This is a genomic window from Actinomycetospora sp. CA-084318 (assembly GCF_050955885.1).
Taxonomy (GTDB): domain Bacteria; phylum Actinomycetota; class Actinomycetes; order Mycobacteriales; family Pseudonocardiaceae; genus Actinomycetospora.
Genome location: NZ_CP192098.1, coordinates 1,397,761 through 1,422,106, shown reverse-complemented (window position 1 = coordinate 1,422,106; position 24,346 = coordinate 1,397,761). Strand labels below are relative to the sequence as shown.

The following is a 24,346-nucleotide window of genomic DNA, read 5'->3' as shown; positions in this document are numbered from 1 at the left end:
CCTGATTCCCGACCCTGCAGACGAGGAGTTCGCAGTGTTCACCACCAACACCGTCCTGGGGCTCGCCATCGGCATCGCCCTCGGCTTCGCCGGCGCGTTCGGCGGGTTCGGCGCCTTCCTGCTCGTGCTCGTGCTGGGTGCGATCGGCCTGGCCGTCGGGCGTTGGCTCGACGGCCAGCTCGACCTCTCCGAGCTCGGCGAGCAGCTCCGCGGCGCCGGTTCGGACCGGGGGAGGAATCGGCTGTGAGCACCACGACCGTCTCCCCCGACCCCGTCACCGCCCCGGTCGCCCTGACGACCGAGGCCGGTGACCGCGGGGAGCTGACCATCGCCGACAAGGTCGTCGAGAAGCTGGTCCTGGCCGCCGCGGCCGAGGTCGACGGCATCGACACCACGTCGAGGTCGGGCACGCTCGCTCGCTCCGCCCGCGCGTCCGTGCAGCGCTCCGGCGAGCAGGTCGAGGCGACGCTGCAGACCGCCGTGCGCTACCCGCACGGCCTGGCCGCGACCACCGACGCCGCCCGCGACCGCATCCGCACCCGGCTCGACGAATACACCGGGCTGACCGTGTCGCGGATCGACGTCACCGTCACCGTGCTGACCGGCGCCGCGCCGCGGCCGACGGGGCGGGTGGTCGCATGACCCGCCGACCCCGCCGCACCGCGCCCGCGCTGCTCGTGTCCCTCGTGCTCCTGGCGCTCGGCGCGCTCGCGGCGACCAGCGCCATCCAGACCCTGCTCGGGCGCACCCCCGTGGTCTCCCTCGACGCGGTGCCGTCGGCCCTGTCCGGCGTCGCCTGGGAGTCCCCGGCCGTCCTGATCGTCGCGGGGGTCGCCGCCCTCGTCGGGCTCGTGCTGCTGCTCGCGGCGATCCTGCCCGGGTCCTCGCACGTCCTGCCCGTCGGCACCGCCCCCGCCACCGCCGGTGGCACCGGGGAGTGGGGCCCCTGGTCCGGCGGCGGCGTCGAGACCGCCGGGTGGCACCGGAACGACCTCGCCCTGCGCCTGCGTCGTCGGGCCGCGACCGTCGAGGGCATCACGGGTGCCACCGCCAAGGTCCGCCGCCGCAGCGTCAAGGTCGTCGCGCGGACCCACCGTGCGACCACCGACGACCTGCGCCAGGCCGTCGAGACCGCCCTGTCCTCCGACCTCGACACGCTCGGGCTCACCGCCCGCCCGCGGCTGCGCGTGAGCGTGTCCTCCACCCGCAAGGAGCGGTGATCGTCATGGCTCGTGGCCGTGCCACCAATCCGCCCGCCCGGCTGAACCGGAGCCTGCTCGCGGTGATCGGCATCCTGCTGATCGCCGCGGCGCTCCTGGCCGCCGGCATCTCGACCGGGCAGCTCCCGCTCGTCCCGACCACCTCCGCCGTCGTGCCCTCCGCCTCGCTGCCCTCGTGGGCCGCGTGGGTCGTCGCCGTCGTCGGGATCGTCGTCGGGCTGCTCGCGCTGCGCTGGCTGATCGCCCAGGCCCGCCGTCGTCCCATCGGCTCGGCCTGGTCGGCCGAGGCCGCCGGCCCCGTCGGGGGCCGCACGGCCGCCTCGTCGTCGGTGATCGCCGACGCGCTGTGCGACGACCTCGTGGCCCACCCGGCGATCGCCGACGCCACCGCCCGGCTCACCGCCCCGGCCCCGCGCCCGGCGCTCTACGTCGAGCTCGCCGTCGACGCGCAGGCCGACGCCACGGCGGCCCGCGCCCACCTGGAACAGCACGCGCTGCCGCGCCTGCGTACCGCGCTCGGCACGGACACGCTGCCCGTGGAGTTGCTGCTGCGGACCGGGCGCGCGAGCCAGGACGAGCGGCGGGTCGCGTGAGCGCCCGCCGGGCCGCGGCGCTGACGGCGAGCTCCCTGGCGCTCGCGGCCCTGCTGGGGGCCTGCGCCGACACCCCGCTGGTCGTGGCGCCCGGCGCGGGCGCCCCGACCTCGTCGGCCGCTCCGAGCGCCGCGCCGTCGACGCCCGCCCCGGCGCCCGCTCCCCCACCGCCCCCGGCCACCGCCGGCCCCGCCACGTCCCCCGAGGCGAGCACCACCCCGGACGGTCGCGTCGTCGACCTCTCCGACGGCGCCGCCACCACCCTGACCGTCTCGCCCGTCGACCAGCGCGCCGTCGTCACCGTCGTCGGGGGCGGAGCCGCGGCCGCCGTGCAGGTGAACCCGGACACCGCCGCCGTCGCGACCCGCTCCGCGGTCACCGGGAGCCCGCGCGCCGCGGTGCCCGCCACCGACCGCTCCGGGCTCGTGCTCGCCGACCCCTCGGCCGGCCTCAGCGCGATCGCCCTGCCCTCCGGCTCCTCCACCGACGCCCCCCAGGGCGCGCCCGCCGGGGTGCAGGCCCTCGGCGTCGACCCGTCCGGGAACCTCCTCGTCGCCGCCACCGGCGTCGTGGGCGACGCCCGCCGCGAGGCCGCGGGCGTCGTCGCGAACGGGACGCTCTCGCTGCTGCGCGACAACCGCGTCGCCGCGCAGGTGGGCGGTCTCGGCCGTCCGGTCGCCCTCGCGGTCGCCGGCGAGCGGGCCGCGGTGCTCGACTCCGAGCGCAACGTGGTCCACCTCATCGACCTGTCGACGATGCGGGAGCAGTCGACGCTGCCCGCCGGCGACGGGCCCACGGGGTTGACGATCGACCGCCACGGGCGGCTGCTCGTCACCGACACGCGCGCCGGTGTCCTCCGGCGCTACGACCTGGCGCAGGGCGGGGCCCCGACCCCCCTCGCACCCATCCAGCTCGGGGCGTCCAGCGCCCCGTACGGCACCGCCTACGACGCGACGACCGACCAGCTGTGGGTCACGCTCACCGGCACGAACCGGCTGGTGGCGATCGACCTGAGCTCGGCCGACGCCCCGCGGACGGTGCTCGACCTCGCGACGATCACCCAGCCCGACCTGGTCGCCCTCGGGCAGGGCCGGGTCTACGTGGCCAGCCCCCGCACGGGACAGCTGCAGATCACTCTCGCGTAGGTGCAGTACGTGCCCCCGGACGGGGTACTCCGCCACCAGGAGGCGGCGAGCAGAGCCGCCGAGGAAAGGAGCTCACGATGAGCGCTGACGACAAGGCCGGCAACAAGATCGACGAGATCAAGGGCAAGGTCAAGGAGACCGTCGGCAAGGCCGTGGGTAACGAGTCGCTGGAGGCCGAGGGCAAGGCCGACCAGGGCAAGGCCAACCTCAAGCAGGCCGGCGAGAAGGTCAAGGACGCCTTCAAGTCCTGATCCCCGCACGATCCACGAACGGGCCGTCCCCATCCGGGGGCGGCCCGTTCGTCGTCCCGGACCCGGTCGCGGCGGACTCAGCGCTGCGGGTCGGTGGTGGCCGACGAGTCGGCGTCCTCGCTCACGTCGTCCGAGGTCGTGTCCTCGTCGAGGGTGCCGTCCGCCGTCGCCGAGGAGTCGGCGTCCTCGGACACCTCGGTGCGGTCCTGCTGCGGATCCATGATCACCTCCAGCCGGCGAGCGGGTCGCCGGCGAGCACGTCGTAGACCGTGCCGGCCGTCGTCGCATACACGACGTGGTGGCCGAGATCGGTGAGGGTGGCGGTGGCCCCGTAGGCGGGGGTCGGCCGCCCCAGCCCGAGAGCGGGGGTCAGGGCCTGCTCGGCGCCCACCACGCCGAGCAGGTGCAGCACCGTCGCGGCCGGACCGCGGGACCCGGCGAGGTCGAGGGCCGAGCGGGTCAGCCCCCAGGCCGTGCCGTAGGCCCAGTGCGCGACGACGTTGAGCCGGTTCTGCGCAGTCTCGTCCGCGGGTGTGATGCCGGTGGCGGTCGCGACCCCGTCGGCCGGGGTGGTGCTGCCGGACCGGCCGGACGCGCGTTGCTCGACGGCCTGCGAGAGCGTCATCGCGGCGGTGCCGGCCGCTCCGGCGACGACCCCGCGGGCGAGGGGCAGGAGGACCCGGTCGACCGGGCGCGCCCTCACGTCAGCCCCTCGAGCGCGATCTTCGTCCAGCCTGGACCCCGCCACACCACGGCACGCATGGGCGCCTCCTGCTCGTCACGCGACTCGGAGGCTGGGAGGTCAACCGCAGGCCGTGGCTACCCGCGCCGCCGCGCGCCCCACACGGGAGACGCACGACGGCGGGTCGGGCCTCAGGCGTTCGCCGGACCCCACTGCGGCGGGGCGGTCTCGGCCTGCATCTCCATCTCGGCGGTGGCCTGGACGAGTTCCATCAGGTCCGGGTCCAGGCCGGGCCCGAACTCCTCGGGGCGCTCGACGGCGATCCCGGGGAACGGGACCCCCTCGGGGGCCTGTTCCATGGACATGCTGGTGCCGTCCTTGGACGGGGAGGTGCCCTGGATGATCCGCCCGGCCTCGGAGAGCTGATCGAGACTGAAGGTGTACTGCTTGGACTGCAGGCCCTGCTCGGTCAACGTCTTGACCTCGGGGAACTGCTCGGCGTTGGTCTTCGGGATCGGCAACAGCTTGTTCCACTCCACCCCCAACGCCTCCAACGCCTTGGCGTAGGAGTTCTCGTGCGCCTGGTCGCGCACGATCAGATACGCGATCGTGGAGCGGGCGGTCTTGTTCGCCGTCATCTCATACAGCCGGCACTTCTGCAGCCGCCCGGTGGACTCGAGCATCAGGTTGTAGAGCAGGTTCAGCGGCAGGTTCCCCGAGTCGTAGACGTACTTCCCGGTCCACGGGTCACCCTGGGCGTCCACCGGCAGCGCGCCCTGCGCGCCGACCAGCCAGTGGTGGATGTTCCCCCCGGACAGGGCGATGTCCAACGGGGTCGCCCCACCGGCACCGGGCTCGTCGAGGCTGGTGGGGTTGCCCTGGTAGCGCGGCGACCCGTCGACCAGCTGGGCGATGGTGGAGGCAATCAGCTCCACGTGCCCGATCTCCTCGGTACCGATCCCGTAGAGCAGGTCCCGGAACGGCTTGCCCGTCGGGCCGCGGAAATTGAAGCTCTGGAACAGGTACTGCATCATCGTGCGCATCTCACCGAACTGACCACCCAACCCCTCCTGCAGGGCGTTCGCCGCCCCCGGGTCCGGCTCGTCGGCGGCGATCTCGTTCAACATGCGCTGGACGTGAAGGAACACGTGAGCCCCTCTTCGAGGTGAAGGCTTTCCACGACGAGCCCGCGGGTTGGAACACCGTCGACGTTCGGGCGCCGGGTGGGCGGCGGCGGTGACGGGGCAAACGCCCGGTTCTCCGCCGCCGTGCGGCTCAGCGGTCGCCGGGCGGTCCGGGGTCGGCGGCCTGGCGGTCGTCGGCCGGGTCCTGATCGGCCGGCACGGTGTCGAGCGAGCGGTCCTCGGCGTCGTCGTCCGGGGGCCGTTCGTCGTCGGGACGGCGGTCGGGGGGCGGGGTCATCGGGCCTCCTCGGGTCGGGTCACGCGGATGTCCGACCGGCAGGGCCGTCCAATCCCCCGCCTGCGGCGGGCCGCGCTTGCCCGGGGATCTGGCGCACGGTCTACTGATCGGCAGCTGTCAGCGGCGCCCGTTCCAACCCGGGGGTGGCGCGCCGAGGTGTTCGTGTGACCGGTGCTGTGTCCCCTTCCGGCGCCGGTCCGACGGCGTGCGCGCCGTGTCGGCGGGAGATGAGGACGACGGTGCCCGAGGAGCCGCATGTCACGCTCGCGGAGGTGATCGACCTGCTCGACCAGGTCGGCGCCCGGCTCGGAGCGTTGGGCCTGGCACCGCCCGACCTCGACGGTGACGGCCCGGTGGCCGCGGAGACCGGCGCGATGCACCGGGCCCGGGCGTGCCACAGCCGCGAGCGGGCGGAGGAGATGCGCGTGGGTCTCGAGGACGTCCGACGGCGGGCCGCGGAGGTCGCGTCGCAGATGCGCGACCGGCGGGCCGAGCGCGTGGGTGACGCCGCCGACACCGCCACACCGTGGTGGGACGACGTGGCGGCCGCCGCCGACCGCCTGCTCGACGCGCGGCTCGACGACCGCGCCGACGTGCACGGGCACCTGCTGGAGGCCGCGCGGACCGCCCTGCCCGCCGCGGCCGGCGTCGGGCTGGTGTGGTGCGACGACGACGGGACGTACGTGGCGTACCACCGCGACGACGACGTCCTCGACGTCCTGGCCGAGCACACCCGCCGGACCCGGTCAGGTCCGGGCCTCGCCGCGCTCGCCGGCGAGGAGGTCCGGGTGTCCGACCTCCGGCTCGACCAGCGGTGGCCCGAGCTCGCCGCGCAGGCGGAGGCCCTGGACGTCGGGAGCCTGCTCGCCGTCCGGCTCACCGTGGACGGGCAGGACCGCGGCCGGGACCGCGGGCCGCACCTCGCCGCGGTGTTCCACGCCCCGCGACCGCGGACGTTCGGCGTGACCGCCCTGACCGCGGCCCGGCTGTTCGCGCGGCAGGCCGCGATCCTCGTCGCCGGGTCGCGCCGCGCGGCCGGGCTGGCGCAGGCGCTGGAGGGCCGGGACGTCATCGGGCAGGCCAAGGGCGTCCTCGTGGCCCGCGACGGGGTCTCGCCGGAGGAGGCGTTCGAGCGGCTGGCCGAGGCCTCCCAGTCCACCAACGTCAAGCTCCGCGACGTCGCCGCGTGGTTGGTGGAGCAGACCCGGCAGGGCTGAAGCCGCCGTTCGGTCCCCGGCGACGGTCGGGTAGCCGCCCGCCATGACGCAGACCGATCCGACCCGTCCGCTCGCCCTCGTCACCGGCGCCTCCCGCGGGATCGGCGCGGAACTCGCGGGGGTGCTCGCACAACGGGGGTACGACCTGCTCGTGGTGGCCGAGGACGCCGCGCTCGGCGACGCCGCCGAGCGGCTGCGCCGGCACGGCACCGACGTGCGCGCCGTGACGGCCGACCTCGCGGAGCCGCACGGCGTGCAGGTGGTCGACCGCGCCGTGGCGGACACCGGTCGGCCGCTCGCCGTCGCGGCGCTCAACGCCGGCGTCGGCAGCGGGGGCGCGTTCGTCTCCTCGGACCTCGCCGACGAGCTGCGCCTCATCGACCTGAACGTCCGTTCGACGGTGCACCTCGCCCACTCCGTGCTGACCGGCATGCTCGCGCAGGGCGAGGGGCGGGTCCTGCTCACCTCGTCGATCGCGGCCACCATGCCCGGCTCCCACCAGGCCGTCTACAACGCGTCGAAGTCCTTCGTGCAGTCGTTCGCCGAGGCCGTCGCCGACGAGCTGCGCGGCACCGGCGTCACGGTGACCTCGCTGATGCCGGGGCCGACGGCCACCGACTTCTTCCGCCGCGCGGGGCTGCCCGACAGCCTCATGGGCCGGGCCCCGAAGGACGACCCGGGCACGGTCGCCCGGCAGGGCTACGACGCGTTGATGGCCGGGCGCACGGCCGTCGTCGCCGGCTCGCCGGCGGTGCAGGCGCAGGCGGCCCTGGCCGGGGTGGTGCCCGACCAGGTCAAGGCGGCCCTGCACCGGGTCCTGGCCCGCACCTCGCGCTGAGCACCGATCGGCCGGGGAGCGGTCAGGCGCGCAGCGTGCGGCTCGGCGAGATCCCGTAGCTCTCGCGGTACATCGTCGCGAACCGGCCCGGGTTGGCGAAGCCCCACTGCGCGGCGATGGCCGCGACGGTGTCGCCCTGCGTGGGGTCGGCCGCCTCGAGGTCCCGGTGGGCGCGCAGCAGCCGGACCTGGCGCAGGTAGGCCATCGGCGACCCGCCGCGGTGCCGGTTGAAGGCGAGCTGGAGCGCGCGGGGTCCGATCCGGGCGGCGCGCGCGATCTCGTCGAGGGTCACGTCCTCTCCCGCGTGGGCCTCGATGTACTCCACCGCACGACGCAGCGCGGCGGGCTCGGCGGGCTCGGCGGCCGGCCGCGCGTCGTGGTGCGGCGCGACCAGGGCGGCGACGAGCTGCCGGGCGACGACGTCCACCGGCTCGTCGAGCGCGGCCGCGGACTCCAGCAGCACCTCGAAGGCCTCGTCGTGACCGAGGTCGAGGTGACGGGCGAGGACCGCCGCGGCCCCCGCGAGGTCCACCGTCGGAGGCGTGACGGCGAGGACGCGATCGAGCTGGCCGGCCACGTCGCGGACGACCGCGCGAGCGGTCTCCTCGGACACCCCGGCCCCGCCCCCGACCAGCAGGGCGCCGCGCGCAGGCCCCACCGCGTGCAGCGCGAGCGCGGGCAGCCCGGCGGCGCGCGCCGCCGCGGCGAGCGTGCGGTGCTCCCCCGGGACGTGGGCCTCGACGGTGCCGCCGGCCACGACGCCGCGAGCCGCGACGTCGAGGGTGTCGAGCGCCTCGGGCGCCACGGTGGCTCCCGCGACGTGCCCGGCCCCGCCGTCGAGGGGGACGTACCGGCTCCAGGTCGCTCCCGGCACCACGCGGGCCACCAGGTCGACGAGCCGAGCCGCCCGGTCGCCACCGGCCGGACCGTCGAGGCGCCCCTCGGTGACGGCGTGCGCGGCCGCGAGCTCGGCCGAGTCCCCGTTCGCCCCTCGCATCGGCGCGGTCGTCGCCGCGGCCGTCCGGCGGATCAGCTCGGAGTGGCGCGCGAGCTCCCGGGCGTGCCGACGGACCTCCCCGACCTCCTCGCGCACCCGGCGGGCCTCGGTGCGGGCGAGATGCGCCCGACTCTGCCGGATCGCCCGGTTCTCCTGCGCCGATCCGTCGTCGCCCGCGAGCCGCTCGACCACCTCGAGCCGCTCCGTCACCGCCTCCAGCAACGAGACGATGCCGGCGAGGCCCTCGTCGATCCCTTCCTGACCCACGATGTCAGCCTCCCCCTCCGGCGCGTCCTCGTCGCGTTCCGTGCGTCGACATCACGACGATGCCGCCTCGAGTTGGTCCATCAGGATGATGGCGCCCTCCGGCCGCCCCTGGCGTCCGACCAGCGGGGAGACGCCGATCGCGAGCTGCACGGTGCGCCCGCGGCGGTTGATCGCCTCGATCCGCAGGGGGTCGTCGCGCAGCGCGTCGCCGTGCAGCACCTCCCGCACGAGCGGCCGGAGCCGGTCGGTGGCGAGCCCGATGTCGAGGTTGAGCAGGTGCTGGCCCACGGCCTCGTCGGGACGCAGCCCCCACAGGTCGTCGGCCCGCCCGTTCCACGCCTGCACGATCAGCTCGGTGTCCACGACGACGACGGCGGTCCGCAGGCTCCCCAGCACCGACTCCAGGAAGTCGTTGGCCCGGTCGAGCTGCGAGGTGCGCCGGCGCATCTCGTCGTTCATCGACTGCAGCTCGTCGTTGGTGGACTGGAGCTCCTCGTTGGTGGTCTCCAGCTCCTCGACCGTCGACTGCAGCTCCTCGTTGGTCGTCTCCAGCTCCTCGACCGTCGACTGCAGCTCCTCGTAGGCCGTCTCCACCTGCCGGTGGGCGGCCTGGAGCTCGGCGGTCATCCGCCGGTAGCGCGTGACGTCGGTGAAGAACAGGGCGACGGCGGGGCCCTCCTCGGGCTGGCCGGTGAGCGGGACGACCTGGATGTCGAAGTAGAGCGTCTCCGACGACGACCGCGCGTACTCCGCCTCGTGCTGCCAGAGCGACGTGCGGTTGCGCCGCACGTCCTCGTAGGACGACCGCAGCCCGGCGATGCGGTGGCAGAGCTCGAGCTCGGTGAAGCGCCGACCGATCTCGCGGGTGGTGATCCCGAGCTGCGCCTCCGCCCGCCGGTTGGCCGTGGCGACGACCCCGTCGGCGGTCACGACCACCGTCGCGAGCGGGCTGAACAGCAACGCCTCGTCGTCGAGCTGGGTCTCCCCGCGCAACGCCGTGGTCTGGAGCCGCCCGACCGGGCCGACCCCGCGGCCGGACGGGTCGATCTGGTCGGCCTTGCGGAAGAAGCGGCGCTTGAGGTCGACCGGGAGGAACAACCGGCCGTGGCTCAGCAGCATCTCGGCCTTGCCGAGGAACAGCACGCCCGCGGAGTTGAGCGCGAAGTGGAACCGGCGCAGCACGCGGGCCTGCGTCTCGGCGTTGAGGTACATCAGCGTGTTGCGGCAGACCAGCAGGTCGAGGCGGCCGATCGGGGCGTCCTGGACGAGGTCGTTGCGCCCGAAGATGACGCACCGGCGCAGGTCGCTGCGGAAGGTTCAGCGCGACCCGCTGCGCTCGAAGTACCGCTCGCGCCACCCGACCGGCAGCGACTGCAGCTCCTTCTCCGAGTAGGTCGCCTGGCGGGCCGAGGCGAGCGCGTCCTCGTCGACGTCGGTGGCGTAGACCTTCACCCGCGCGCGGAACTCCTCGATCCCGAGGGCCTCCGCGAAGACCATGGCGAGCCCGTAGGCCTCCTCGCCGCTGGCGCAGCCCGCCGACCACACGCGCACGGACTCGCCGCGCGGCTTCGGCGCCAGGATCTGCGGGACGATCTGCTCGGCGAGCTCGTCCCACGCCTCCGGGTCGCGCAGGAACCCGGTGACGTTGATCAGCACCGTGTTGAACAGCTGGGTGAACTCCTCGGTGTCGACCTGCAGCACGTCGAGGTACTCGGCGAACGACGAGACGCCGACCTGCTGCATCCGCCGCGCGACCCGCCGGCGGATGCTCGACCTCTTGTAGCCGGTGAAGTCGAAGCCGCGGCTCTCCTTGAGGAAGGTCAGCAGGCCCTCGAACTCCGTCTCCTCCGCCGGTCCGAGGGACGCCAGGCCCGGGTCGTCGACGCGGGGGCCGTCGGCCGCGTACTCCTCGTCCTCCACGTCGCCCACGTCGTCGTCGGTCACCACGCCTCTCCGTCCCCGGGGCTCGACAGCAGGTCACGCACCACGGCCGCGGAGGCGAGCGCGTCGTGGGCAGTCTGCCGCGCCCGGACGGCCAGCCGCGAGGACCCCCGCTCGTCGGCGGTGCGGGCGATGCGGTGGTGCAGCGCGGCCTTCTCCTCGAGGGCTCGCAGCGCCGTCTCGAGCGCCGTCTCGGCCGCCGCCGCCTGCCCGGCGCGCAGGCTCTCCTGGGACCACGCGTGCCCGATGCGGCACCGGTAGCGCAGCATCGACGACTCGTCCGACTGGTACAGCGGGCCCCCGCAGTCGGGACAGGACAGGCCCGCCGGCGGATGCGGGGGTTCGGCCGCCGCCGTCCGTCGGCCGAGCGCCACCCCGACCTCGTCGGCGAGGCGCTCGCTGCGGCGGACGACGCCGAGCGCCGGGCGGGCCAGCACCGCCACCAGCGCCTCGGCCAGTCCGGCCACCGGGCGCACCACCGCCCCCGGCACCTGGCGCAGGCTCGCCGTCGGCATCGAGGGGAAGGCGGCCTCGTCGGGATCCTGGACCGCGGCCGTCCCGCCGTGCCGGACGATCTCGAGCAGGCCCGCCGCCCCGTCGTCGAGCATGCCGCTGAGCACCACGCCGATCGCCCCCGGTCCCGCCTCGAGTGCCAGGGACCGGAAGAGCGGGTCGATCGCCGGACGGTGTCCGTTCTCCCGCGGGCCCCGGGTGACCCGCAGCGTGTCCTTCTCGAGCACCAGGTGGTGGCCCGGGACGGCGACCTGCACGAGGCCGGCGGCGATGACGTCGCCGTCGGCGGCCGCCCGCACGGGCAGGGCGCTGCGCCGGTCGAGCAGCTCGGCGACCCGGCCCGGGCCGGAGTCGGCCTGGTGGATCACGACGAGGACGGCGGCGGGCAGCGAGGCCGGGAGCCCGGCCAGCAGCGTCCCCACCGCCTCCAGGCCCCCGGCGGACGCGCCGATCCCGATCACCCGGGCCGGGTCGGTCTCCATGCCACACAGCTCCTTCCAGCAGCGACGACGAGGCGTCGGGCCGGGCTGGAGCTGGTCAACCCGTCACAGTGGTACCACGGCACGCCGTGGCGGGTCAGAAGTCGCGGGCGATCTCGTGGGGCATCCCCCGGGTGAGCTTGCGCAGCTGCACGCGTCGCGCGAACCGGATCGCGGGGCGGATGCCGAGCTGGACGCTGCCGATCACGAAGAGCGTGACGCCCAGGTTGAACAGCTCGTGCCAGTAGAACGCCACGCTGCCGACCGTGAAGAAGAGGGCGATGCCGATCTCGTTGACGATGCTGAGCAGCTCGTAGCGTTGCCGGAGGACGATCTCCTGGTCGCCGAGGGTCAGGGTGATCGCACCCCCGCCGCCCTCGTCGGGACCCCGGTCGTCGCCGGCGTCGTCGTGCTGGTCGGAGGTCTGCGTCTGGCTCATCGGACGCTCCGCGTGGTGTCGCGGCGGACGGAGGAGGTCGGCATGGCCGGAGCTACCCGCCTCACGCGGGCGTCACACGGCTAGAGCAGCTCGGTGATCTCCCGGGACGGAGCGTCGTCCCGTCCCGTGGTGACCACCCGCAGCCCGCCGCCGCCCGCCCGCACGCGGTCCCGCGCCGTCGCGAGCACCTCGCGCAGCTCGGGGGTGGAGACGGCCCGGTCGAGCTCGACCACGAGCAGGACCGGGGCCCGGTCGAGCTGGTGGTCCAGGGTGTGGCGCAGGACCGTCGCGTCCGACCGGCCGGGGACGCCGGACACCCGGACGATCACCCGGCCCGCGCCGAGGTCGTCCACCACCAGGTCGATCGTCGGACTCGCGACCCGCATCGGTGGCCTCCTCGCCGTCGACGGCGGCTGGGAGGTCAACCACCTCCGATGGTGGCACGGCGGCGGGCCGGGGGTGGCCGGGTCGGGAGGTGGACCGGTCCAGCGCGGGCGGTCAGACCACGGTGGCCTCGAGGGCCCGGTGGTCGGAGACGTCGAGGCGGCGCACCCGGGCGTCCCGGGCGGCGACGCCGCGGCCGAGCAGGTGGTCGAGCTGGCGGCGGGGCGCGGTGACCGGGAACGTCGCGCCGGCGGCCAGGGGGTCCAGCCCGCTCGCCGCGGCGGCCCGGCGGGGCCCCGTGTTGAGGTCGCCCGCGACGACGAGCCGCCCGGGGCCGAGCGCCCGGACCAGGCGCCGGAGCTGGACGAGGTTCCAGCCCGGCACGAAGGACAGGTGGGTGCACGCGACGGTGAGCGGCGGCGACCCGGTCGGTGTCAGCGTCGCCGCCACGGCGACCCGCGGCTCGTCGTGCACGACGACGGGGCGCGGCGGCCGTCCGAGCAGCAGCGGGAGCGGCCGCCGCAGCGGCGGGACCCGGACCACCCGCCAGGCCGACACCGGCACCCGGGACACGAGCGCGACCCCGTAGGCCGGCGTCACGGGCCCCGGGTCGGCGGCGACCACGTCGACGGGGTCGGCGGCCCCGGCGCGCAGTGCGCCGGTCGCGTCGTCGTCGGCGTCCCCCGGGCCGGTGTCCCGGTCGGACGGGGCCGACCAGGCTCCGGGCGCGCCGACGAGGGCGGGCACGAAGCGGTGGTCGACGGCTCCCAGGGCCTCGGCGGCCACGGCCGCGAGGTCCGCCCGGTCCGAGCGGAGCTGCCCGCGGTCCACCTCCTGCAGGGCGAGGACGTCGACGTCGAGCGCGCGGACGGCCGCCGCGAACCGGTCGAGGTCCACCCGCCCGTCCGCGGGCGAGCAGGCGTGCAGCACGTTCCAGGTGGCGAGTCGCACGGGCCGGGGTGCCCGACGGGTGGCCCCCGGCATTCGTCACGCAACGGGTGGTGCGCACATGCGCTCCGCGTATAGCCTCTTCGCCCACGACTCTGTTTCACCAGTCAGGCGGGTATCGGTGCCGACCCCCGGGGGGCCACCATGCAGCCGCGACAGATCCTCTCCGTCCCCGACCGACCCGACGACCCCACGACCGTTCTGGCCCATGCCGCGAGCGAGCTCAACGCCGGTCTCAGCGACCGCGACGACGCGCTGCGCGCCACGCTCACCTGCATCACGTCGCTCACCGACGTCTGATCGGCGACGGCGCGGGCCGGGCCGGGCTGCTGCTGTGCCGCCGCGGTCGGCCGGAGGTCACCGGGCCGCCCGGCGACCCGACCGCGGAGCTCGACGCGCTGCAGGCGGACCTGGGCCAGGGACCCGCCGTGGACGTGCTCGCGGGCGGACCCGCGGTCGTCGAGGTGGCCGACCTCGCCGGGGTCGGCGACCGCTGGCCGGCGTTCGCCCCGGCCGCCCGCGCCCGCGGCGTGGTCGCCCTGCTCGCCGTCGCCCTCGTGCCCCGCGACCGTCCCGTCGGCGCGGTGACGCTCTACGTCCGCGACGGGGGTGCCCTGCCGCCCGACGCCACCGTGCTCGCCACCGCGCTCGCCCTGCCCGCGGCGATGGCCTTGCACGCGGCCCGGCGCGTCGCCGGGCTCGACCAGGCGGTGACCTCGCGCGACCTCATCGGCCAGGCGAAGGGGGTGCTGATGCAGCGGGACCACATCGGGCCGGACGAGGCGTTCGGGCGGCTCGTGGCCGCCTCGCAGCACACCAACCTGAAGCTCGTCGACGTCGCCCGGTGGCTGGTCGACGACGCGGCGCGGCGCTGATCCCACCCGATCGGCCCGGGCGTCGGTCGGGGGACGCGTGCGATGCTGCGGACCTGCGAGGAGAGGACCGGATGGCCGTCGTACGTCTCGTCGCGGTCGGACGGCGGTCGCTGTTCGACGAGCCGTGTGCCGTGCTCTCCGACGACGGGGACGTCCCGCGTCTGATGGCGGTGCCGCTGGCGGCGGACGAGCTGCCGGCGCTCGTGCGGCTGCTCGACCCGTGGCTCGGGTCGCCGCCGCCGGGGCTCGAGGTGACGGTGCGGATCGTCGTGTGCGACGGGATGCTGCGCCCCGTGGTGGAGGTCGTCCGCGCCGTCGGCGCGCTGGTGCCGGCACCGGAGGCGGGGCGGACGACGTCCTGGGTGGCGGCGTTGAGCCTCGCCCACCGGTCGCGCGTGCCGGTCCGGGTGGACGATGCGCTGCTCGAGTCCTGCCGGGTCGAGCCGTGCGACGTCGACCGGATGGTCGCGCTGACCGACCGGCCGCCGGTCGTGCCGACCGCGGAGCAGCGTCGGCGGCTCGCGCGGGCGTTCTCCGAGATCACCGACCGGGCGGACGACGCGGCGGTCCCGCCGGGTCAGTGACGGTGTGCGGCGCGGGACCGACCGAAGCGCAAGCGGTCACGGAGCAGGCCGCGGCGGGGGCTGCGACGCGGCCCCGTCCGCGGCACGACCTGCTGGCCCAGGGCGAACCGGATGAGCTCCTCGTTGCCCGTGGCCATCCAGACGCCGTCCGGCCCGTAGAGGGTGTCCTCGAACCCCATGCGGGTGTCGAAGCCCTCGCGGCGGGCGTACTCCAGCACCGGCCAGGCGCCGTCCTCCTCGCCGTGCAGCAGCACCGGCACCGGCGCCGACAACGGCTGGAGGGCCCGCAGCAGGCGCACGGCCTCGGCGACGGCGTGGTCGGGATCGGTCACGGTGACCTCGACCGCGATCCGCACGGTGTTCACCGGGACGCCCGCGAAGCGCAGCTGCACCGCGTCACCGGTGGTCCACACGCCCAGCTCGATCCCCAGCCCGACGGAGGCCACCGCCTCGCACACGGTCTCCCACCCGCGCTCGTGCACGCTGACGGCCAGGACGTCCGGCCGCCGGTCGCGCGGGAGCTGCGCCCACTCCTGGGCGATCTCGGTGCGGCGGAACGCGTTCGGCTCCACCCACCGCGCCAGCGGGACGCCGATCTCGAGCGACGGGGCCGCCCGGCGGACGACCCCGACGGTCTCGGCGACCACCCGCGGGTCGAGGCTCTCGCGGCCCTGCTCGTCGCGCGGGTGGACGTGGAAGCTCCGGACGCCGAGTGCGGCCACCGCCGCGGCGTCGCGGGCGAGGTCCTCGGGGGTGGCGGGCAGGGCCGGCGTCACGCCCCCCGGGCGCGCCCCGTTGGGGCAGCACTGCAGCACCTCGACCCCCCTCCACGGTCGTCCCGGCCCATCGTGGCACCGCGCGGACGCATGTGCCGATGCACGACGCGAGCGGTTCGTCCGGATCGGTGACAGGTGCCCCGGGCCGGGATCGATCAGCGCCGCGCGGTCGCCCCGTCGGGCAGCGCCGCCCGGCACCGCGCGACGAGGTCGCCGAGCAGGCGCGCCCGCCACGGGGTCCACACGTCCGGGCCGGTCCCCCGCGCGTCCGCCTCGGCGAAGGCGTGGAGGAGCTCGAGCAGCCGCGGGTCGCCGTCGAGTACGACGAGGACCTGCCGGGCGGTGTCCGGGTCCTCCGGATCCCGGCAGCGGGCGGTGCGGGGCAGCAGGTCCTGGTGGCGCACCGCCGCCGCCAGGAGCCCGACGTCGTCGTCGGGCAGGCCGAGGCGCCGTCCGACGTGTACGGCCAGCGCCGCCGAGACCTCGGTGGGGTCGTCGGCGCGCCCCCGGCCGAGGTCGTGGACGAGCGCCGCGAGCAGCAGCAGGTCGGGCCGCGTGACCCGCCCGGCGAGGCGGGCCGCGTGCCGGGTGACCTCGAGCAGGTGGCGGCCGACGGTCCAGGCGTGCCGGGGTCCCGCCGACCGGAGGTCGCGGACCGCACCCCACTCCGGCAGCAGCCGTCCCCACAGGCCTGCGCGGTCGAGGGCCTCCACGACCTCGACCAGTCCGTCGGCCGCGAGCAGGTCGACCAGCGCGACGCGGGCCGCGTCGGGCCACGGCGACCGCAGCTCCGGCGCGGCGTCGGCCAGGCGACGCAGTGCGGACGGCGCCATCGGGAGCCCGGTGCGGGCCGCGGCGACGGCCAGGCCCAGCACGAGCAGCGGGTCGCGCGCGACGCCCGCCCGGCGCGCGAGCGTCAGCTCGCCGCCGTGGACGACGACGCCCGGGCCGAGGGCGCCGGCCCCGATGTCGCGGGGTCGCGCCCGGGGCCGGAGCGGACGCAGCGCGGCCCCGCTCGCGGCGGCCACGGCGCGGGCGGCACCACCGAGCCGCCGGAGCAGGTCGTGCGGGTCGGGCACGTCGTCGGGCCGCAGGACGTCCTGCGCCCGGCCGGCGTGCCGGTGCAGGTCGGTCCGCAGGTCGAGCAGCACCGGCCGGGCCGCGCGGACCTCCGGCGACGGCCGGTCCGCGGTCCCTGCCGTGACGAGGGCGTCGAGGAGCGTGAGGTCGCGCAACCCACCCCGTCCCGCCACGAGGTCGGGCTCGGCGCGGTGGGCCACGTCCCCCGCGCGACGCCAGCGCGCGTGGGTCAGGGCGACGAGGTCGTCGCCCCGGGTCGCGAGCCCGGCCCGCCAGGCGCGGCGGGCGGTCGCGACGAGCCGGTCCGCCAGCTCGGCGTCGCCGGCGACGAGGCGGGCGTCGAGGAGAGCCAACGCGGACGGGAGGTCGTGCAGCGACGCCTCCACCACCTCGCCGACCGTGCGGACGACGGGGTCGGTCCCCGCCCCCGGGGCCCGCAGCGCGGCGGCGACCCGGGCGAGGTCGAGTGCCGTCGACCGGGTGCCGTCGTGCACCAGGAGCAGGTCGGGCGCGGAGTACGGGGCGAGCTCGCGGCGGCCGAGGGAGCCGATCGCGACGAGGGCCGTCCCCGGCCCCAGGCCCGCGGCCGTCGCGCGGGTCGCGAGCCACAGGTCGTGGAGGTCGACGAGGGCGGCGCGCAGGGCGGGCGGGGCGAGGCGGCGGGCGCCGGGCGGCGGGGCGAGGAGGGAGGCGCGGGCCCGGTACAGGTCGGCCGCGTGGTCCTGGGGGTGGTCGTACGGGTGGTCCTGCGGGACGGGGCCGGCTCCGGCCATCCGGTCCTCTCGTCGGCGTGCCTGCGGGAGGTCGAGCCCCGCGGCCCGGGCCCGTCGTCGGGACGTCCCGACGACGGGCCCGGGGCCGGGCGACTCAGAGCGCGTCGACGCCGCGCTCGCCGGTGCGCACGCGCACCACGGTCTCGATCGGGGTCACCCAGACCTTGCCGTCACCGATCTTGCCGGTGCGGGCGGTCTCGGCGATCACGTCGAGGACCTTCTCCGCGGTCGGGTCGTCGGCGACGACCTCGACGCGGACCTTGGGCACGAAGTCCACCGAGTACTCCGCACCGCGGTAGACCTCGGTGTGGCCCTTCTGGCGGCCGTAGCCCTGGACCTCGCTCACGGTCATCCCGAGGACGCCGAGCTGCTCGAGCGCGGCCTTCACGTCCTCCAGGACGAACGGCTTGACGATCGCCGTCACCATCTTCACGGCGGGCTCAGCGCTCCGCCGGCGCGCTCGCGGGCACCTGCGCGGTGTCCGCCCCGACGCCGACGGGTGAGGACGTGCGGCTCATGAAGCCGGAGTAGTCGTACCCCGACTCCGCGTGCTCGGACTCGTCGATGCCGACGGCCTCCGCCTCGGTCTCGATCCGCAGGCCCATCACCGCCTTGACGATCAGGGCGATGATCGCGGTGACGATGCCGCAGTAGGCCATGACCGCGACCGCCGCGAGCGCCTGGACCCCGAGCTGGCCCCAGCCACCGCCGTAGAACACGCCCCCGGCGCCGGCCGGCGCGCCGTCCCAGGCGAAGAAGCCGATCAGCAGCGTCCCGACCAGGCCACCGACGAGGTGCACGCCGACCACGTCGAACGCGTCGTCGAAGCCGAAGCGGTACTTCAGGCCGACCCCGAAGGCGCAGGCCAGACCGGAGATGAACCCGATGGCCATGGCGCCCAGCGGCGTGACCGCGGCACACGCGGGGGTGATCGCGACGAGGCCCGCGACGATGCCGGACGCGGCGCCCAGCGAGGTGGGCTTGCCGTCCCGGACCTGCTCGATGATCAGCCAGCCGCAGATCGCGGTGCAGGTGGCGACGACGGTGTTGAGGAAGGCGTACGAGGCGGCGTAGCCGGCGACGGCCGCCGAGCCGGCGTTGAACCCGAACCAGCCGAACCACAGCATCCCGGCGCCGAGCATGACCATGGTCAGGTTGTGCGGCCGCGACGTGTCGTTCGGCCAGCCCTTGCGCTTGCCCAGGATGAGGGCGAGCACGAGCGCGGCCATGCCGGCGTTGATGTGGACGGCCGTCCCGCCCGCGAAGTCGACCGCGCCGATGCCGCTGGCGATCCAGCCGGCGTCCAGGTCGAAGACCCAGTGGGCGATCGGGAAGTAGACCAGCAGCGCCCAGAGCAGCGAGAAGACCATCCAGGAGTTGAACTTCATCCGGTTGGCCACCGCGCCGGCGATCAGGCCGACGGTGAGGATCGCGAACATCGCCTGGAAGGCGGCGAACGCGACGTCGGGCAGGCCGTCGGTCTGCACGGTCTCGGACAGCAGGCTCGAGAGCATGAAGTACTGGGCCGGGTTGCCGAACCACCCGCCGACGGTGTTGTCCCCGAAGGCGAGCGAGTAGCCGATGATCACCCACAGGACGCCGACCGTGGCGAACGTTGAGAAGACCATCATCATCATGTTGAGGACGCTCTTGGAGTGCGCCTGCCCGCCGTAGAACAGGGCCAGGCCCGGCACCATGAGCAGGACCAGCGCGGCGCTGGTCAACATCCAGGCGATCGTTCCGCTGTCGAGTTCCACGACCGGCGGCTTCCCTTCCCTAGCCGGACAATTCGGTCGGAACGGTCTCTGTGGGATGTTTCGGATGGTCGTGCCGGCGGAGTCGGGAGTGTTACGTCGTCCCCGGGTGGGTGACGACCTGATGACGCGCGGACCGACGCCCGGACTGCGGGTGTCGACCGGGGCCGTCGTCGGGAAGTCCGGGCCGTGCCTCCGACCCATCCCGACAGCCTCGACGGTCCCCGCCGCGTCCTGCGGTGGGCGGCCGGCATGGGCCTGATGACCGTCAGCTACCTGCGCGACCGCCACCTCGTCGTCCGCTCCGAGGAGCCCGGCGGCGACGCGGACCTCCCGACGTCCGTACCGACCGACCTGAGCGACGACCGCCTGCAGCCGCAGGAGCACGGCCGCGGCCCGCTCTTCCACCGCCGGTTCACGGTGCTGGTCGACGGCGCGACGACCGACGCCGAGGGGCTCATGACGGTGGTGCGGGGCGACCTGGAGAAGCTCCTGCCGAAGGAGGTCGCGGCGGTGACGCCGCACGGCGACGGGACGCCGCCGAAGCCGGGCGACGAGTTCGTCGTGCGGATGCCGGGCCCGTGGGACGGGCCGGTGCGCGTGATCGCCAGCGACGACACGCACCTGCGGCTGACGACGCTCGACGGGCACCTCGAGGCCGGGCAGATCGAGTTCCGCGCCGACGACACCGCGGACGGGCTCCGGTTCACCATCGAGACCTGGGCGCGCCCGGCGACGTGGCTGGTCGACCTGCTGTTCACGCACCTGCGGGTGGCCAAGGAGATGCAGCTGTTCATGTGGGTGCGGGCGTGCCTGGCCGCGACGCGGATCGCGGGGCGCGGGCCGGCCGGCCACGTGTACGCGCACACCCGGCGGGTGCGGGCGTCGGAGGGTCGCGGGGCGGCGTGAGGGACTAGCGTCCGGGGGCATGACGACGGAGACGCAGCGCAGCGGAGCTCGACCCTCCGGCGGCGCCACCACCGAGCACGACGTCAAGCCGCGCAGCCGGGACGTCACCGACGGTCTCGAGCGGGCCGCGGCGCGCGGCATGCTCCGCGCGGTCGGCATGACCGACGACGACTTCTCCAAGCCGCAGATCGGCGTCGCCTCGTCCTGGAACGAGATCACGCCGTGCAACCTGTCGCTGGACCGCCTCGCGGACGCCTCCAAGCAGGGCGTGCACGCGGCGGGCGGGTTCCCGATGGAGTTCGGCACCATCTCGGTGTCCGACGGCATCTCCATGGGCCACGAGGGGATGCACTACTCCCTGGTCTCGCGGGAGATCATCGCCGACTCGGTGGAGACCGTGGTCCAGGCCGAGCGGCTCGACGGGACGATCCTGCTGGCCGGCTGCGACAAGTCGCTGCCCGGGATGCTCATGGCCGCGGCGCGGCTCGACCTCGCGTCGGTCTTCATCTACGCCGGCTCGATCATGCCGGGCCACGTGGACGGCAAGGAGGTGTCGATCATCGACGCCTTCGAGGCCGTCGGGGCGTGCGCCCGCGGGCTGATCACCCGCGAGAAGGTCGACGAGATCGAGCGCGCGATCTGCCCCGGCGAGGGCGCCTGCGGCGGCATGTACACCGCGAACACGATGGCGTCGGCCGCGGAGGCGATGGGCATGTCGCTGCCCGGGTCCGCGTCGCCGCCGTCGGCCGATCGACGGCGCGACGGGTTCGCGCGGGCGTCCGGCGAGGCGGTCGTCGGGATGTTGCAGCGCGGCCACACCGCCCGCGACATCATCACGCGGGAGTCGCTGGAGAACGCGATCGCCGTGGTCATGGCGTTCGGCGGGTCGACGAACGCCGTGCTGCACCTGCTCGCGATCGCCCGCGAGGCCGAGGTGCCGTTGACCCTCGACGACTTCAACCGGATCGGCGACCGGGTCCCGCACCTCGCCGACGTGAAGCCGTTCGGCCGCTGGATGATGAACACGGTCGACCGGGTCGGCGGCGTGCCCGTCGTCATGAAGGCGCTGCTCGACGCCGGGCTGATCCACGGTGACTGCCTGACGGTGACCGGGCGGACGGTGGCCGAGAACCTCGAGGCGCTGGAGCCGGCCGGGCTCGACGGGGAGATCCTGCGGCCGTTGTCGGACCCGATCCACCCGACCGGCGGGCTGACGATCCTGCGCGGGTCGCTCGCACCCGACGGGGCGGTGGTGAAGTCGGCGGGCTTCGACTCGGCGTCGTTCGAGGGCGTCGCGCGCGTGTTCGACGGCGAGGCGGGCGCGATGGAGGCGGTGTCGACGAACGCGCTGAACCCGGGCGACGTGGTGGTGATCCGGCAGGAGGGTCCGCGCGGCGGGCCGGGCATGCGCGAGATGCTCGCGGTCACCGGCGCGATCAAGGGCGCCGGGCTCGGCAAGGACGTCCTGCTGCTGACCGACGGGCGCTTCTCGGGCGGCACGACGGGGCTCTGCGTGGGCCACGTGGCGCCGGAGGCCGACCACGGCGGGCCGATCGCGTTCGTCCGCGAGGGCGACCGGATCCGGCTCGACCTCGCGGCGCGCACGCTGGACCTGCTGGTGTCCGACGAGGAGATGGCGTCCCGCCGCGAGGGCTGGACCGCTCCCCCGCCCAAGCACCGCACGGGTGTGCTCGGCAAGTACTCGCGCCTCGTCGGCTCGGCCGCCGAGGGTGCGGTGGTCGGCTTCGACTGAGCCGTCGGGTCAGGTCGCGCCGGCGGCCGGACGCGTCGGCGCGAGGTGCACGGAGGGCAGGTTCGGCGGCCGCCGGACCTGTCCCACGTGCCCCTCGCCGATGCGTGCGGCGCTCCTGCGTTCGCGAGGGACACACAGCGCAGGGTCCCCGGCCACCGGGGCTGCCTGATGTGCACCTCGCCGCAGAGGTGAGCCCTCAGGTCGCGCCGGCGGGCGGACCGGGCGTGTTCGGGCGGGCCACGGCCCGGGCAGCATCGGCGCCGGCCGTGAGGTGGCGGGCCACGGCGTGCATGCCGTGCTCGACGCTGCCGGTGGGCACGGACTCCAGGTCGACCTGGCGCAGGAGGTCGACCAGGGCGTCGAGCAGGCGGCCGACCTCCCCGGCGACCAGCGGGAGCCCGTCGTCGGGAACGCCTCCGGAGAGTCCCTCGGCGCGTCCCCCGATGCGCAGCGCCTCGCCTGCCTCGCGCAGGGCGGTGACCGCCGTGGTCTGCGTGTCGCTCATACGGTCCGAGTGTCCCACGGCGTCAAGTCCGCTCCTCGGCGTGGGCGTTGGGCTCCTCGTCGTCGATGAGCGCACGCCGCTGCTGCTCCCGCGTGCTGTACGCGGCCTGACGGACCGCCTCCGGGCTGGTCAGGCCGGACCCGAGCGCCCCCGCGACGATGCCCATCGACCCGGAGAGCACCCCCAGCCGCACGTAGATCGGCAGCACCTCGGGAAAGCCGTCCGCGCCGGGCAGCAGCGAGGGCGGGATCACGAGGAGCGCGGCCAGCGTGGTCATCAGGATCAGCAGCGCGGCCATGCACGCCACCCCGAGTCCGATGGTCGCGGCGGTCGCGGCGTTGAACAACGTGGCCTCGGGCCGGTACCGCCGGGCGGCGGCGCGCTCCCACAACCCGTTGTCGACGACGAGCCACGCGGCCATGGCCGTCACGGCCAGGACGGCGACGACGCTGAGGCGCGGCACGGAGAGCGACGCCGCGAGCTGCCAGATGTTGGAGTAGAAGACGCCGAACGCGGCTCCGGCGGAGGCGGCGGCGAGGGCCGGGGAGAGCGACGGCACGAGCCGCCAGGGCCGGTTCGCACGCACGAGCCCGCCGAGCAGACGCACCGTGCCGCGCGTCCCCTGCAGCGCCAGGTGCGAGTCGATCCCGGGCTCCTCGGAGACGACCCGGACGACGGGTGGGGTCAGCCGCAGGTGGCGGGCCGCGCTCACGGGTGGCGCCGTCGGCTGCCCGACGAGCCCCTCGACGAGATCGACCACCGCGCGCCGCAACCGGACCCGCAGCCGGATCGCCCCGAGCGCCGGGAGGGACACGAGCGCGACGCACTCGTCGGAGCCGTAGTCCGAGACGAGCGGTTGGGTGCCCGCGCGGCGCGGCAGGTCCGTGACGAGGACGACCACGTCCCAGCCGTGGTCCCGGCGCAGCGCCGCACCGCGCCGCAGCATCGGCAGCAGCCCCTCGGAATCGAGCCCGACGGGGCCGCGGGCGGTCTCCACCCGCCACCGGTGGTCGGGCAGCGCCGCACCGAGGTCGCCGGGCAGGTCGCCGGCGACGCGGTCGACGAGGTCCGTGGCGAGGCCGGGATCGGCGAGGAGGCCGACGACGAGCTCCGTGGTGTCGGCATCGTCGGAGGAAGTGGTCACGCAGGGCTCCGGAGGGACGCTGGTCCGAAGGACGGCCCGCAGCGTTCTCGACGGGTGGGACCCGACGGGGTCCGGCGCGGGGTGTGCCCTGCGCCCGGGGCGCCGCACACGTCGTGATCCGGCGTGTGAGGCGGCGCACCGCCCGGGTAGGTCCGCGTGTCGGTTGACATCACCCAGCCGTCGGAGAGCGAGACCCGACGACGGGAGTCACCCATGTCGACCGACCACGTCACCGTGCCCCGCGCACATGGCTCCGGCCCGGCGCGCCGCGCGATCGTCCATGCGAGCGACACCGCCGTGCACCTGCTGACCACCGGTCACCCGGGCGAGGTCGGCGAGGACCGAACCCTGCTGGCGGCGCTGTCGCACGCCCGGGCGGCGGCGGAGTCCGGCGAGGACGGCACGGACGGGCACGCCGCCGCGGTGCTGCGCACGGCCAGCGCGCACGTCGCGGCGGGCCAGGTCGAGGAGGCCTTCCTCGCGCTGGACCACGTGCGGAGCCTGTTCCCCCGCTGATCACGGTCGGCCCCCACGGCTGGTGTTCGTCAACCGCGGGAACCTCCGGCGGCGACGCTCCCGGGACCGTCGCCGCCGTAGGCGCAGATACCCGTCGTCCGACGGGCCGCACACGGCCGATCGGCTCACGACGACGTGCAGCGCCGTTCGGTCCGAGCCCGGACGATCTCGTTCCAGGCGTCCGCGTCGACGGGTCCGCCGGCGCGGACCGGGCGGCGGCAGACCGCCTCGCGCCAGTCCTCGGGCGGCGGGACGACCACGTCGACCGTGGGACGGGACTGCTGCTCGGACGCCATGGGACCTCCCGGACGATCACGTCGGGTCGGCGTCAGGGCGTGAGC

The 24,346-nt window shown here is 75.4% G+C and carries 30 protein-coding genes and 1 pseudogene; 14 read left to right on the top strand and 17 right to left on the bottom strand.

Annotated features, from left to right (window positions below; genetic code table 11):
• Nucleotides 1-34: 34 nt before the first annotated feature.
• The 6 genes from ACQPYX_RS07010 to ACQPYX_RS06985 all read left to right on the top strand — a co-directional run bounded on the left by ACQPYX_RS07010 (nt 35) and on the right by ACQPYX_RS06985 (nt 3,209).
• Complete coding sequence (locus ACQPYX_RS07010; RefSeq protein ID WP_433802182.1) at nt 35-247, top strand: DUF2273 domain-containing protein; 213 nt, start codon at nt 35-37, stop codon at nt 245-247.
• Nucleotides 244-642 (top strand): Asp23/Gls24 family envelope stress response protein, encoded by a 399-nt coding sequence (locus ACQPYX_RS07005; RefSeq protein WP_433802181.1) that lies wholly within the window; start codon nt 244-246, stop codon nt 640-642. The genes ACQPYX_RS07010 and ACQPYX_RS07005 overlap by 4 nt, the downstream gene beginning before the upstream one ends.
• A complete protein-coding gene (locus ACQPYX_RS07000) occupies nt 639-1,220 on the top strand; it encodes a DUF6286 domain-containing protein (RefSeq protein ID WP_433802180.1) in 582 nt (193 codons plus the stop codon). Before ACQPYX_RS07005 ends, ACQPYX_RS07000 begins: the two co-directional genes overlap by 4 nt.
• Nucleotides 1,221-1,225: 5 nt before the next feature.
• A complete protein-coding gene (locus ACQPYX_RS06995) occupies nt 1,226-1,813 on the top strand; it encodes a hypothetical protein (protein WP_433802179.1) in 588 nt (195 codons plus the stop codon).
• A complete protein-coding gene (locus ACQPYX_RS06990) occupies nt 1,810-2,958 on the top strand; it encodes a YncE family protein (protein ID WP_433802178.1) in 1,149 nt (382 codons plus the stop codon). The genes ACQPYX_RS06995 and ACQPYX_RS06990 overlap by 4 nt, the downstream gene beginning before the upstream one ends.
• A gap of 77 nt (nt 2,959-3,035) precedes the next feature.
• The gene (locus ACQPYX_RS06985; RefSeq protein ID WP_230751177.1) at nt 3,036-3,209 is read left to right on the top strand and encodes a CsbD family protein; all 174 of its coding nucleotides are present in this window, start codon (nt 3,036-3,038) and stop codon (nt 3,207-3,209) included.
• 77 nt (nt 3,210-3,286) lie between these two features.
• On the opposite strand, the gene ACQPYX_RS06980 is transcribed toward ACQPYX_RS06985, so the two are convergent.
• From ACQPYX_RS06980 to ACQPYX_RS06965, 4 genes are all read right to left on the bottom strand, one after another.
• Nucleotides 3,287-3,430: a hypothetical protein gene (locus ACQPYX_RS06980; RefSeq protein WP_433802177.1), complete on the bottom strand. Its 144-nt coding sequence runs from the start codon at nt 3,428-3,430 to the stop codon at nt 3,287-3,289.
• 2 nt (nt 3,431-3,432) lie between these two features.
• Nucleotides 3,433-3,912: a hypothetical protein gene (locus ACQPYX_RS06975; protein ID WP_433802176.1), complete on the bottom strand. Its 480-nt coding sequence runs from the start codon at nt 3,910-3,912 to the stop codon at nt 3,433-3,435.
• 170 nt (nt 3,913-4,082) lie between these two features.
• Complete coding sequence (locus tag ACQPYX_RS06970; RefSeq protein ID WP_433802175.1) at nt 4,083-5,039, bottom strand: manganese catalase family protein; 957 nt, start codon at nt 5,037-5,039, stop codon at nt 4,083-4,085.
• A gap of 127 nt (nt 5,040-5,166) precedes the next feature.
• Nucleotides 5,167-5,313, bottom strand: a complete 147-nt coding sequence (locus ACQPYX_RS06965; RefSeq protein ID WP_433802174.1) for a hypothetical protein — start codon at nt 5,311-5,313, stop codon at nt 5,167-5,169.
• 227 nt (nt 5,314-5,540) lie between these two features.
• Between ACQPYX_RS06965 and ACQPYX_RS06960 the strand changes: the two genes are divergently transcribed.
• Both ACQPYX_RS06960 and ACQPYX_RS06955 read left to right on the top strand, forming a co-directional pair.
• A complete protein-coding gene (locus tag ACQPYX_RS06960; protein ID WP_433802173.1) occupies nt 5,541-6,530 on the top strand; it encodes a GAF and ANTAR domain-containing protein in 990 nt (329 codons plus the stop codon).
• Between the two features lie 43 nt (nt 6,531-6,573).
• The gene (locus ACQPYX_RS06955; protein ID WP_433802172.1) at nt 6,574-7,368 is read left to right on the top strand and encodes an SDR family NAD(P)-dependent oxidoreductase; all 795 of its coding nucleotides are present in this window, start codon (nt 6,574-6,576) and stop codon (nt 7,366-7,368) included.
• A 22-nt stretch (nt 7,369-7,390) separates the two neighbouring features.
• Here the strand turns inward: ACQPYX_RS06955 and ACQPYX_RS06950 are convergent, their stop codons facing one another.
• The 6 genes and pseudogenes from ACQPYX_RS06950 to ACQPYX_RS06925 form a co-directional block, all read right to left on the bottom strand.
• Entirely contained in the window at nt 7,391-8,632 is a 1,242-nt protein-coding gene (locus tag ACQPYX_RS06950; protein ID WP_433802171.1) for a helix-turn-helix transcriptional regulator, read from the bottom strand.
• Nucleotides 8,633-8,683: 51 nt separating this feature from the next.
• Nucleotides 8,684-10,552, bottom strand: a pseudogene (locus ACQPYX_RS06945) (CheR family methyltransferase).
• Between the two features lie 20 nt (nt 10,553-10,572).
• Nucleotides 10,573-11,568, bottom strand: coding sequence for a chemotaxis protein CheB (locus ACQPYX_RS06940; protein ID WP_433802170.1), 996 nt, complete (start codon nt 11,566-11,568; stop codon nt 10,573-10,575).
• A 94-nt stretch (nt 11,569-11,662) separates the two neighbouring features.
• Nucleotides 11,663-12,004 carry a YrhK family protein gene (locus tag ACQPYX_RS06935; protein WP_433802169.1) on the bottom strand — a complete coding sequence of 114 codons (342 nt, stop codon included), beginning with the start codon at nt 12,002-12,004 and terminating at the stop codon, nt 11,663-11,665.
• Between the two features lie 80 nt (nt 12,005-12,084).
• Nucleotides 12,085-12,390, bottom strand: coding sequence for a hypothetical protein (locus ACQPYX_RS06930; protein WP_433802168.1), 306 nt, complete (start codon nt 12,388-12,390; stop codon nt 12,085-12,087).
• A 112-nt stretch (nt 12,391-12,502) separates the two neighbouring features.
• Nucleotides 12,503-13,339 carry an endonuclease/exonuclease/phosphatase family protein gene (locus ACQPYX_RS06925; RefSeq protein WP_433802167.1) on the bottom strand — a complete coding sequence of 279 codons (837 nt, stop codon included), beginning with the start codon at nt 13,337-13,339 and terminating at the stop codon, nt 12,503-12,505.
• A 141-nt stretch (nt 13,340-13,480) separates the two neighbouring features.
• Between ACQPYX_RS06925 and ACQPYX_RS06920 the strand changes: the two genes are divergently transcribed.
• From ACQPYX_RS06920 to ACQPYX_RS06910, 3 genes are all read left to right on the top strand, one after another.
• A complete protein-coding gene (locus ACQPYX_RS06920) occupies nt 13,481-13,636 on the top strand; it encodes a hypothetical protein (protein ID WP_433802166.1) in 156 nt (51 codons plus the stop codon).
• A gap of 128 nt (nt 13,637-13,764) precedes the next feature.
• The gene (locus ACQPYX_RS06915; RefSeq protein WP_433802165.1) at nt 13,765-14,211 is read left to right on the top strand and encodes an ANTAR domain-containing protein; all 447 of its coding nucleotides are present in this window, start codon (nt 13,765-13,767) and stop codon (nt 14,209-14,211) included.
• A 71-nt stretch (nt 14,212-14,282) separates the two neighbouring features.
• Nucleotides 14,283-14,795, top strand: coding sequence for a hypothetical protein (locus ACQPYX_RS06910; protein WP_433802164.1), 513 nt, complete (start codon nt 14,283-14,285; stop codon nt 14,793-14,795).
• On the opposite strand, the gene ACQPYX_RS06905 is transcribed toward ACQPYX_RS06910, so the two are convergent.
• The 4 genes from ACQPYX_RS06905 to ACQPYX_RS06890 form a co-directional block, all read right to left on the bottom strand.
• Nucleotides 14,789-15,571, bottom strand: coding sequence for a 3-keto-5-aminohexanoate cleavage protein (locus tag ACQPYX_RS06905; protein ID WP_433802163.1), 783 nt, complete (start codon nt 15,569-15,571; stop codon nt 14,789-14,791). The two genes, ACQPYX_RS06910 and ACQPYX_RS06905, sit on opposite strands and share 7 nt — an antisense overlap.
• A 155-nt stretch (nt 15,572-15,726) precedes the next feature.
• Nucleotides 15,727-17,424, bottom strand: coding sequence for an HD domain-containing protein (locus ACQPYX_RS06900; protein WP_433802162.1), 1,698 nt, complete (start codon nt 17,422-17,424; stop codon nt 15,727-15,729).
• Nucleotides 17,425-17,518: 94 nt separating this feature from the next.
• Nucleotides 17,519-17,857, bottom strand: a complete 339-nt coding sequence (locus ACQPYX_RS06895) for a P-II family nitrogen regulator (protein WP_433802161.1) — start codon at nt 17,855-17,857, stop codon at nt 17,519-17,521.
• 7 nt (nt 17,858-17,864) lie between these two features.
• Entirely contained in the window at nt 17,865-19,151 is a 1,287-nt protein-coding gene (locus tag ACQPYX_RS06890; RefSeq protein ID WP_433803686.1) for an ammonium transporter, read from the bottom strand.
• A 216-nt stretch (nt 19,152-19,367) separates the two neighbouring features.
• Between ACQPYX_RS06890 and ACQPYX_RS06885 the strand changes: the two genes are divergently transcribed.
• Together ACQPYX_RS06885 and ilvD are read left to right on the top strand one after the other, a co-directional pair.
• Nucleotides 19,368-20,087 carry a DUF1990 family protein gene (locus tag ACQPYX_RS06885; RefSeq protein WP_433802160.1) on the top strand — a complete coding sequence of 240 codons (720 nt, stop codon included), beginning with the start codon at nt 19,368-19,370 and terminating at the stop codon, nt 20,085-20,087.
• Nucleotides 20,088-20,106: 19 nt separating this feature from the next.
• Entirely contained in the window at nt 20,107-21,840 is a 1,734-nt protein-coding gene (gene ilvD / locus ACQPYX_RS06880; protein WP_433802159.1) for a dihydroxy-acid dehydratase, read from the top strand.
• A gap of 196 nt (nt 21,841-22,036) precedes the next feature.
• On the opposite strand, the gene ACQPYX_RS06875 is transcribed toward ilvD, so the two are convergent.
• Both ACQPYX_RS06875 and ACQPYX_RS06870 read right to left on the bottom strand, forming a co-directional pair.
• On the bottom strand, nt 22,037-22,345 hold the full coding sequence (locus ACQPYX_RS06875; protein ID WP_433802158.1) for a hypothetical protein: 309 nt from the start codon (nt 22,343-22,345) through the stop codon (nt 22,037-22,039).
• 22 nt (nt 22,346-22,367) lie between these two features.
• On the bottom strand, nt 22,368-23,489 hold the full coding sequence (locus ACQPYX_RS06870; RefSeq protein ID WP_433802157.1) for a hypothetical protein: 1,122 nt from the start codon (nt 23,487-23,489) through the stop codon (nt 22,368-22,370).
• A gap of 213 nt (nt 23,490-23,702) precedes the next feature.
• On the opposite strand from ACQPYX_RS06870, the gene ACQPYX_RS06865 reads away from it, so the two are divergent.
• Entirely contained in the window at nt 23,703-24,005 is a 303-nt protein-coding gene (locus ACQPYX_RS06865) for a hypothetical protein (protein ID WP_433802156.1), read from the top strand.
• A 125-nt stretch (nt 24,006-24,130) separates the two neighbouring features.
• Here the strand turns inward: ACQPYX_RS06865 and ACQPYX_RS06860 are convergent, their stop codons facing one another.
• Nucleotides 24,131-24,301, bottom strand: coding sequence for a hypothetical protein (locus ACQPYX_RS06860; protein WP_433802155.1), 171 nt, complete (start codon nt 24,299-24,301; stop codon nt 24,131-24,133).
• Between the last annotated feature and the right edge of the window lie 45 nt (nt 24,302-24,346).